This window comes from Candidatus Polarisedimenticolaceae bacterium (assembly GCA_036275915.1).
Lineage (GTDB): Bacteria > Acidobacteriota > Polarisedimenticolia > Polarisedimenticolales > DASRJG01 > DASRJG01.
This window is the reverse complement of record DASUCV010000020.1, coordinates 197,051-205,373: the sequence shown is the minus strand read 5'-3', so window position 1 is coordinate 205,373 and position 8,323 is coordinate 197,051. Positions and strand designations below refer to the sequence as shown.

General features: G+C 68.3%; 8 protein-coding genes. All 8 read right to left on the bottom strand.

Going from position 1 to position 8,323, the window contains the following annotated elements; translation table 11 throughout:
- Positions 1-1,454, bottom strand: a 1,454-nt coding sequence (gene atpA, locus VFV19_16885) for a F0F1 ATP synthase subunit alpha (protein ID HEX4825978.1), incomplete at its 3' end; no start/stop codon positions are given.
- 5 nt (positions 1,455-1,459) lie between these two features.
- Complete coding sequence (gene atpH / locus VFV19_16880) at positions 1,460-2,002, bottom strand: ATP synthase F1 subunit delta (protein ID HEX4825977.1); 543 nt, start codon at positions 2,000-2,002, stop codon at positions 1,460-1,462.
- Between the two features lie 127 nt (positions 2,003-2,129).
- Positions 2,130-2,558, bottom strand: a complete 429-nt coding sequence (locus tag VFV19_16875) for a polymer-forming cytoskeletal protein (protein HEX4825976.1) — start codon at positions 2,556-2,558, stop codon at positions 2,130-2,132.
- Between the two features lie 235 nt (positions 2,559-2,793).
- Positions 2,794-3,681: a ParB/RepB/Spo0J family partition protein gene (locus tag VFV19_16870; protein HEX4825975.1), complete on the bottom strand. Its 888-nt coding sequence runs from the start codon at positions 3,679-3,681 to the stop codon at positions 2,794-2,796.
- A complete protein-coding gene (locus VFV19_16865; protein ID HEX4825974.1) occupies positions 3,647-4,486 on the bottom strand; it encodes a ParA family protein in 840 nt (279 codons plus the stop codon). Before VFV19_16865 ends, VFV19_16870 begins: the two co-directional genes overlap by 35 nt.
- A gap of 61 nt (positions 4,487-4,547) precedes the next feature.
- Positions 4,548-5,189, bottom strand: a complete 642-nt coding sequence (locus VFV19_16860) for an RsmG family class I SAM-dependent methyltransferase (GenBank protein HEX4825973.1) — start codon at positions 5,187-5,189, stop codon at positions 4,548-4,550.
- Complete coding sequence (gene mnmG / locus VFV19_16855) at positions 5,186-6,985, bottom strand: tRNA uridine-5-carboxymethylaminomethyl(34) synthesis enzyme MnmG (protein ID HEX4825972.1); 1,800 nt, start codon at positions 6,983-6,985, stop codon at positions 5,186-5,188. The genes VFV19_16860 and mnmG overlap by 4 nt, the downstream gene beginning before the upstream one ends.
- Entirely contained in the window at positions 6,986-8,317 is a 1,332-nt protein-coding gene (gene mnmE / locus VFV19_16850; GenBank protein HEX4825971.1) for a tRNA uridine-5-carboxymethylaminomethyl(34) synthesis GTPase MnmE, read from the bottom strand.
- Positions 8,318-8,323: the final 6 nt, after the last annotated feature.

Genomic DNA, 8,323 nt, shown 5'->3' with positions numbered 1-8,323 from the left:
AGCGCGTCCGGGATCTCCCTCTTCTCGCGGATGTCGGTCAGGATCTGCGGGGCCCGCCGCTCGAGGTAGCTGTAGAGGACGGGCTCGAACTCGCGGATGGCGTCGACCGGCAGCTCGTCGAGCATGCCCTGGGTGCCGGCGAAGATGATCACGACCTGCTTCTCGACCGGCAGCGGCTGGTACTGACCCTGCTTGAGGAGCTCGACCATGCGCTGGCCGCGGGCGAGTTGCGCCTGCGTGGCGCGGTCGAGGTCGGAGCCGAACTGGGCGAACGCGGCGAGCTCGCGGTACTGCGCGAGGTCGAGCCGCAGCTTGCCCGCGACCTGTCGCATGGCGCGCACCTGCGCGGAGCCGCCCACCCGCGAGACCGACAGGCCCACGTTGACGGCCGGCCGGATCCCGCCGTAGAAGAGGTCGGACTCCAGGTAGATCTGCCCGTCGGTGATCGAGATGACGTTGGTCGGGATGTACGCCGACACGTCGCCGAGCTGCGTCTCGATGATCGGCAGCGCCGTCAGCGATCCCCCGCCCAGGTCGTCGTTGAGCTTCGCCGCGCGCTCGAGAAGCCGGGAGTGCAGGTAGAACACGTCGCCCGGATACGCCTCGCGCCCCGGCGGCCGCCGGAGGAGCAGCGAGAGCTGGCGATACGCGGCCGCGTGCTTGGAGAGGTCGTCGTAGATGCAGAGCGCGTGGCGCTTGGAGTCGCGGAAGTACTCGCCCATTGTGACGCCGGTGTAGGGCGCGATGTACTGCAGCGGCGCCGACTCGGAGGCGGTCGCCGCGACGACGATCGTGTAGTCCATCGCGCCCGCCTCGCGCAGCTTGTCCACGACCTGCGCGACGGTGGAGCGTTTCTGGCCGATCGCGACGTAGATGCAGACGACGTTGCCGCCCTTTTGGTTGATGATCGTGTCGATCGCGACTGCCGTCTTGCCGGTCTGGCGGTCGCCGATGATCAGCTCGCGCTGGCCGCGGCCGATCGGGATCATCGCGTCGATCGCCTTGATGCCGGTCTGGAGCGGCTCCTTCACCGGCGTGCGGTCGACCACGCCGGGCGCGATGCGCTCGACCGGCATGAAGTGCGTCGTCTGCAGCGCGCCCTTGCCGTCGATCGGCTGGCCGAGCGTGTTGACGACGCGCCCGATGAGCGCCTCCCCCGCCGGCACTTGCATGATCTTCCGCGTCCGCTTCGCCTCGTCGCCTTCCTTGATGAGATCGGTCTCGCCGAAGAGGACGGCGCCGACGCTGTCCTCTTCCAGGTTCAACGCCATCCCCATGACGCCGTGCGGGAGCTCGAGCAGCTCACCGGACATCGCCTTCTCGAGCCCGTAGATGCGCGCGATCCCGTCGCCGACCGAGATGATCGTCCCGACCTCGGCTTGATCGGTGTGCCGCTCGAACCCCTCGATCTGTTGGCGAAGGATCTTGCTGATCTCGTCGACCTTGATCTCCATCTGCGCTATTCCTCCCCCATCGTCCGGCGAAGCCGTTCGAGCTGCGTCCTCAAGCTGCCGTCGTAGACCGTCGATCCCACCCGAGCGATCGCACCGCCGAGGAGGGCCGGATCGACACCCGTCGTCAGATTCACGCGCCGTCCCGCGAGCCGCGAGAGCGCGGCGGCGATGCGGCCGGCGGTCTCGGCGTTGACCGGGGACGCCGTCGTCAAGGTCCCGGTGATCGTGCCCTGCATTGCCTCGCGCTCGGTGCGCAACACCTTCGCGATCGACGGGAGGGACGACACGCGCCCGTGGTCGACCACCACGCCGAGGAAGGTCACGACCCGTTGGCCGGCGCCGGCCTGTGTGGCGAGGCGGCCGAAGAGCTCCTTCTTCGTGCCGGCAGGCGCCGATGGATTCTCGAGGAATGCGCGGACGCCCGGCTGACCTTCGAGAGCCTCACCGAGGGCGGTGAGAAACGAGTCGGCCGCATCCTGCGCCGCGACCTCGGGCAGAGCGCTCAGGAGCGCGCGCGCGTAGCGCGTCGCCAGCTTCTTGTCCTTCATGACCAGCCCCTGGACGTCTACGTCGGCAACGCGCGACCAACCGCGACGCGGCCCTCAACTTCTGTCGTTGCATGACGTTAGTTGAAGATCGGCGACGTTAGCACAGGGGTCTTGGAGGGTCAAGAAATCAGACGGCCGCCGACGCCGCGAGCTCGCGCGGCAGCTCCGGTTCTTCGGATGCGCGTGCATCCCGCACGTACTCGACCGTTCCCTCGAACAGTCCCCCCGGCGCGACGACGAGCCCTTCCTTCTGCATGACCACGTGCCCGGAAACGCGTCCCCCGCTCTGGACCTCCAAGCGGTCCTGGACGATCAGCTTCCCCCGCACGACGCCGCACACCGTCAATCGGTAGGCGTGAAGCTCTTCCGCTTCGATCTCGCCGGCTGGACCGACCACGAGAAGCGCCGGCGCTTTGACCCGTCCGATGACCCGTCCGTCAACGCGCGCACCGCCCTCGAGCACCAGGTCGCCCGTGAAGACGGTCCCTTCACCGATGAACCCGACGATCTCGGCGTCGTCGCCTCCGTCCTTGCCCCTCAGCTTCCATTTGGCCATGCGCCCTCCCACGAGTTTGTGCGCCCGGAAAGAGCGACACGCGTGCCAAAAGGAAGGTGCGTCGTTACGTGCCCTTGCGGTTCGCGGAAAGACACTTTCGAAATTGCAGCGACATAACGGTGATTTCCGGCCGCCGACCATTGTGTCTGCGGCCGACGTTTGTGTCTGCCAAATGAAAAAGCGCGTGATTGCAACAAGCCGACAATTATGTCGGCAGCCGACAAATTCGTCGGCGCTACCTCCCCTTCGTCAGGATCGTATAGAGCCGGTCGAGCTCTTCCGACGAGCGATAGTGCAGCTCGACCCGTCCCGACTTCGCGCTGCCCCGGATCCTGACCCTCGTCCCGACGGCACGCTGCAAGGTCTCCTCGGCTGCCGCGACGTTCGGGTCGACCGACTTACCGGCGCGGCGAATCGGCAACGCGACGGCTTCCCCACGATGCGCGCGCGCCTCGACCTCCCGGACCGAGAGTCCGTCCTTCACGATGCGCTCGGCGAGCGATTCCATGAGCTTGGGATCCTCGAGTGCCAGGAGCGCGCGAGCATGACCCATGGAAAGCTGTCGGCTTCGGACGAGGTCTTGGACCTTGCGCGGTAACGCCAGCAGTCGAAGGGAATTCGCGACCGTCGCGCGCTGCTTGCCGACGTGTTCGGCGATTTCGCCCTGCGTGAGCTGCAGGTCGTCGATCAGGATCCGGTAGGCTTCGGCTTCTTCGATCGCGTTCAGCTCCTCCCGCTGCAGGTTCTCGATGAGCGCAAGCTGAAGTAGGTTCGCGTCCGAGACATCCCGCACGATCGCCGGAATCTGATGAATACCGGCCCTTTGGGCGGCTCTCCAGCGCCGCTCACCGGCAACGAGCTCGTAGGCGCCGTTCGCCGCCGGGCGGACGACGACCGGTTGGAGAACACCCTGCGTCTTGAGAGATCGCGCGAGCTCTTCGAGGCCCGCTTCATCGAATGTCTGCCGAGGCTGCCGAGGATTCGGCCGGATCTTGCTCACCTCGACCTTGAATTCGAACGGCCGCACGGAACTGGGCGGCGAAGCGGGGGAGGTGGCGGCCTGCGGAGAGAGCGAGGACGGGATGAGGCTACTGAGTCCCTTGCCCAATGCCTTTCTCTTCATGCTTGACGAACTCCTTCGCGAGATTGAGGTACGCGTCGGCACCGCGGGACCGGATGTCGTAAAGGAAGATCGGCTTACCGTGGCTGGGGGCCTCGCCAAGTCGGATATTCCGGGGCACGACCGTGTCGTAGACACGCTCACCGAACACGTTCCGCACTTCGTCGACGACCTGGCGCGAGAGGTTCGTCCGCTCGTCGAACATCGTCATGACGACGCCGCCGACCTCGAGTGCCGGATTAAGCGCCTGGCGAACGCGTTCGAGCGTGTCCATGAGCTGGGAGATTCCCTCCAGAGCCAGGAACTCGCACTGGACCGGGATCAGAACCGCATCGGCCGCGGTGAGCGCGTTCAAGGTCAGGAGACCGAGCGACGGGGGACAGTCGATGAGAATGTGCTGGTATTGATCGCGGATCGGTTCGAGAAGCCGCTTCAGGCGGAACTCCCGCGCCATCGCCTCGGTGAGCTCCAGCTCGGCACCGATCAAGTGGCGGTCGCTGGGGATGAGGTCGAGCCCCTTGACCTCGTCGAGCGGCAGCCGGATCTCCTCGAGCGACGCCGAGCCGGAGAACGCGTCATAGAGCGATGCGCGCTCGGGGTCTTCCGGAAGGCCCAGCGCCCGCGTTGTGTTGGCTTGAGGGTCGGCGTCGATGAGAAGCACGTGACGCTCGGCGATCGCCAGCGCGGCGGCAAGGTTAACCGAGGTCGTCGTTTTTCCGACGCCCCCTTTTTGGTTGGCAATGGCAACGATTCGACCCACGACGACCTCGCTTGGGGTGCGCGCGGAATCTAACACACCGTGTTCCACGTGGAACGCAGGAGCCGGAAGTGTTCCACGTGGAACACTCACGGCTATTAAATTATTTTAACTAATCTTCCTTGACCAGCTCGTAGATGAACGAGCGTTCACGTCGCTGGAGGACGTGGCGCGCGACGAGCCGGTAGCGGCGCCACGCATCGCGTTCGAGGACGCGCCCGGCTTCGACGCCGGCCCATAGCAGGATCTTGCCGCCGGAGCCGAGCTTGGCGGCCAAGCGCGGCACGACGCGCTCCCAATCTCCCATCGCACGCGTGACCAAGATGGCGATCGCGTCGATCTCGGCGAGATCCTGGGCCCGCGTGACATGACGGGCGAGAACGGATCCTGGGACACCCGCCGCGGCGATGGCCGCGCGGAGAAACGCCGCCTTCTTCTCGGACGCTTCGACGAGACACGCTGCGAGACGCGGTCGCACGAGCGCGATCGGGATTCCGGGGTAACCGTTTCCGCTTCCGAGGTCGACGAGCGTCCCCGAGGCCGCCTCGTCCAGGAGCCGTGCGCCTTCGAGAGACTCGCCGATGTGCCGGTCGACGAACGCCGCGGGCTGGTCGATCGCCGTGAGATGCAGGAGCCCGTTCTCGCGGAGAACCGACTGCGCGTGAACGACCAGGGAGTGGACGGTGCCGCTTCCGAGCTCGAGCCCGATCGCGCGCGCGCGCGCCGCGACAGCCTCGTCCCAGGAAAAAATCACCGCACGCGGCCCGCGCGCGCCTTCTCGATGTGGACGGCGAGGAGCGCCAACGCGGGCGGCGTCATGCCGTCGATCCGCGCCGCGCGCCCCAGGGTCTCGGGGCGAACGGCCTCGAGCTTCTCGATGAGCTCGTTCGACAGTCCGGAGAGATTGCGGAAGGCGAGATCCTCCGGAATCGTGAGCGCGCCGGAACGCTGGACGCGCTCGGCGGTCCTTCGCTGCCGCTCGACGTAGCCGGCGAAGCGAATGTCTTCGGCAAGGATGCGCCGGTCCCGGGCGGGGAGCGCCGCCAGCACGGAGCTCTCGTGCAAGAGATCGTCGACCGCGGTACCGGTGCGCTTCAGCCGGTCGGCGATCGATCCCGGGACGGCCTTCTGCGCCGCGGAGACCGCGTCCCAGCGTGCCGCCGACCGCCTGGCCCGGTCCGCGTCGAGGAGTCCGAGCGCCGCGCCGTGACCGGAGAGACGGCGCGAGGCCGTGTCGATTCCGAGCAGCAGCCGGTACTCCGCGCGCGAGGTGAAGAGCCGGTACGGCTCGCTCGTCCCGCGGGTCACGAGGTCGTCGACGAGGACCCCGAGGTACGCCTCGTCGCGACGCAGAACGAACGGAGGCTCCGCCGCGGCGAGGCGCGCGGCGTTGATCCCCGCGATCAGCCCGAGCCCGGCCGCCTCCTCGTAGCCGGTCGTTCCGTTGATCTGTCCGGCGAGGAACAAGCCGGCGACGCGCTTCGCCTCGAGCGTCGGCTTCAGCTCGGTCGGGCGCACGTAGTCGTATTCGACGGCGTAGCCGGGACGCACCATGGCGGCGTCCTCGAGGCCCGGCACGGCGTGGACCATCGCGAGCTGGACTTCGGCAGGAAGTGACGTGGAGAAGCCGTTGAGATAGAGCAGGGGAGAGTCGAGCCCCTCGGGCTCGATGAAGATCTGGTGTCGCTCGCGGTCCGCGAAGCGCACGACCTTGTCTTCGAGCGACGGGCAATAGCGCGGTCCGCGGCCCTGAATCGCACCGGAGTAGAGCGGCGAGTGCGCCAAGTTCTCGCGCACGATCCGGTGCACGCTCTCTCCCGTGTAGGCGACGTGGCAGGAGACCTGCGGCAGAAGGGCCCGTTCGGTCAGCTCGGAGAAGAACGTCGGATCGTCGTCGCCGGGCTGCGCGTCGAAGCGCGCGAGATCGACGCTCGCGCGCAGGAGGCGCGGCGGCGTTCCGGTCTTGAACCGGAGCACGGGAAAACCGAGCGAAGCGAGCGAGGCGGAGAGCGAGGCGGAGGGAGGCTCGCCGACGCGTCCTCCCGGCGTCTGCGCCCGCCCGGTGTGCAGCACACCTCGCAGGAAGGTGCCGGTCGTCAGCACGACCGTTCGAGCCGAAAGCTGACGCCCGTCGGCAAGCCGCACGCCGGCGATGCGCGCGGCCTCGGTCTCGAGCGCGGCGACCTCGCCTTCGACGACGGTCAGCCGAGCGCACGCCTCGACCGCGGCGCGGAGGGTCCGGTGGTAGAGGGCGCTGTCCTGCTGCGCGCGAGGACCCCGTACGGCGGGACCACGCGTGCGGTTGAGCAGGCGGAACTGGATGCCGCATGCATCGGCGGCGCGGCCCATCTCACCGCCGAGCGCGTCGATCTCGCGGACGACGTGGCCCTTGGCGAGGCCGCCGATCGCGGGATTGCACGACATCCGCGCGATCGAGTCGGCCGAGAGCGTCACCAGGCCCGTGACGCGGCCCATGCGCGCGGCGGCGAGCGCAGCTTCGCATCCCGCGTGGCCTGCGCCGACGACGAGGACGTCGAACGGGTGACTCATTTACTTCCCAATGCAAAAGGTGGCGAAGATCCGATCATACAGGGCGTCGTTCGCGACCTCGCCGGTGATCGTGCCGAGCGCCTCGAGGGCGTCGCGCAGGTCGTCGGTCACGAGCTCGAGGCCGGCGGGCTCGGCCTCGCACGCGCACCTCAGCGACGCCGCGGCACGTTCGAGGGCTTCGAGGTGGCGCAGGTCGGTGATCGCGGGGTCCTCGGTCTCTTCGCCGCCGACGAGCGCGCGCACGATCGCACTCCTGAGCGCGCTCACGCCCGCACCGGACTTGGCCGACACCGGGATGGCGCCCGGCCACGCGACAACGGAGGTGAGATCCGACTTGTTCGCGACGACGACGCTCGCGGCACCGGCGAGAAGCGCACGCTCGTCCGGAGTCGGCGGCCTGGAGGCGTCGAGCACGACGACGCTCAGATGGGACTCTCCGGCCGCGACTCGCGCTCGCCGCATCCCTTCGTCGTCGACCGGCCCCTGAGGCGTGCCCAGGCCGGCGGTGTCGACCAGGGTGATCGGGATCCCCTCGATCTCGATCGTCTCCTCGATCGTGTCCCGCGTCGTCCCCGGACTCTCCGAAACGATCGCCCGGCTGAAACCGAGCAAACAATTGAAAAGAGATGATTTACCGACGCTGACAGCCCCAAGCAGCACGACGCGCGCGCCCCGGCGGAAGAGGTGGCCGGCCCGAGCGCGCTCCGCGAGGTCCTCCACCGCCCGCTGCGTTTCTTCGAGCGCTGCGACGAACGCTCGGCGCTCGAGATGTGTCTCCGCCTCGTCGACGAACTCGATCGCCGCCTCGGCCCGCGCGACCAGGTCGACGAGCGCGTCGGTGAGGGGGGCGACCCGTCTCGCGGCCGCGCCGTTGACCTGCGCGAACGCGACGCGCGCCTGGTGGGCGGTGCGCGACGCGACGAGATCGCGGACCGCCTCGGCGGCGGCCAGGTCGAGGCGACCGTGGCGCACGGCGCGGTAGGTGAACTCGCCTGGACCCGCCGGTCTAGCTCCCAGCGCGATCGCGCCGGAGACGAGAGCATCCAGGACCGGCGGGCTACCGTGAGCCCATAGCTCGGCCGTGTCCTCCCCGGTGAACGAGCGACCCCCTTCGAAACCGACCAGGTAGCCGTGGTCGATCGGACGTCCGGCGCCGTCGACGAACGTCACGAACCTCAGGCCGGCGACGACCCGGACCGCGCGCCCGCCGCGGGCCCGGCAAAGTTGGGCGGCGATCCGGTGAGCGTCGGGACCCGAGATGCGAACGCAGCCGATCCCGCCCGGCCCCCGGGCCGTCGCCACCGCCGCCAGGGTCGTCGAGAGATCGTGCATGGAGAG

What these genes read in the sequence shown, in the direction of transcription:
- atpH (HEX4825977.1), bottom strand. Translation starts at nt 2,002, where the DNA reads ATGAAGGACAAGAAGCTGGCGACGCGCTACGCGCGCGCGCTCCTGAGC.
- VFV19_16875 (HEX4825976.1), bottom strand. Translation starts at nt 2,558, where the DNA reads ATGGCCAAATGGAAGCTGAGGGGCAAGGACGGAGGCGACGACGCCGAG.
- VFV19_16870 (HEX4825975.1), bottom strand. Translation starts at nt 3,681, where the DNA reads ATGAAGAGAAAGGCATTGGGCAAGGGACTCAGTAGCCTCATCCCGTCC.
- mnmG (HEX4825972.1), bottom strand. Translation starts at nt 6,985, where the DNA reads ATGAGTCACCCGTTCGACGTCCTCGTCGTCGGCGCAGGCCACGCGGGA.
- mnmE (HEX4825971.1), bottom strand. Translation starts at nt 8,317, where the DNA reads ATGCACGATCTCTCGACGACCCTGGCGGCGGTGGCGACGGCCCGGGGG.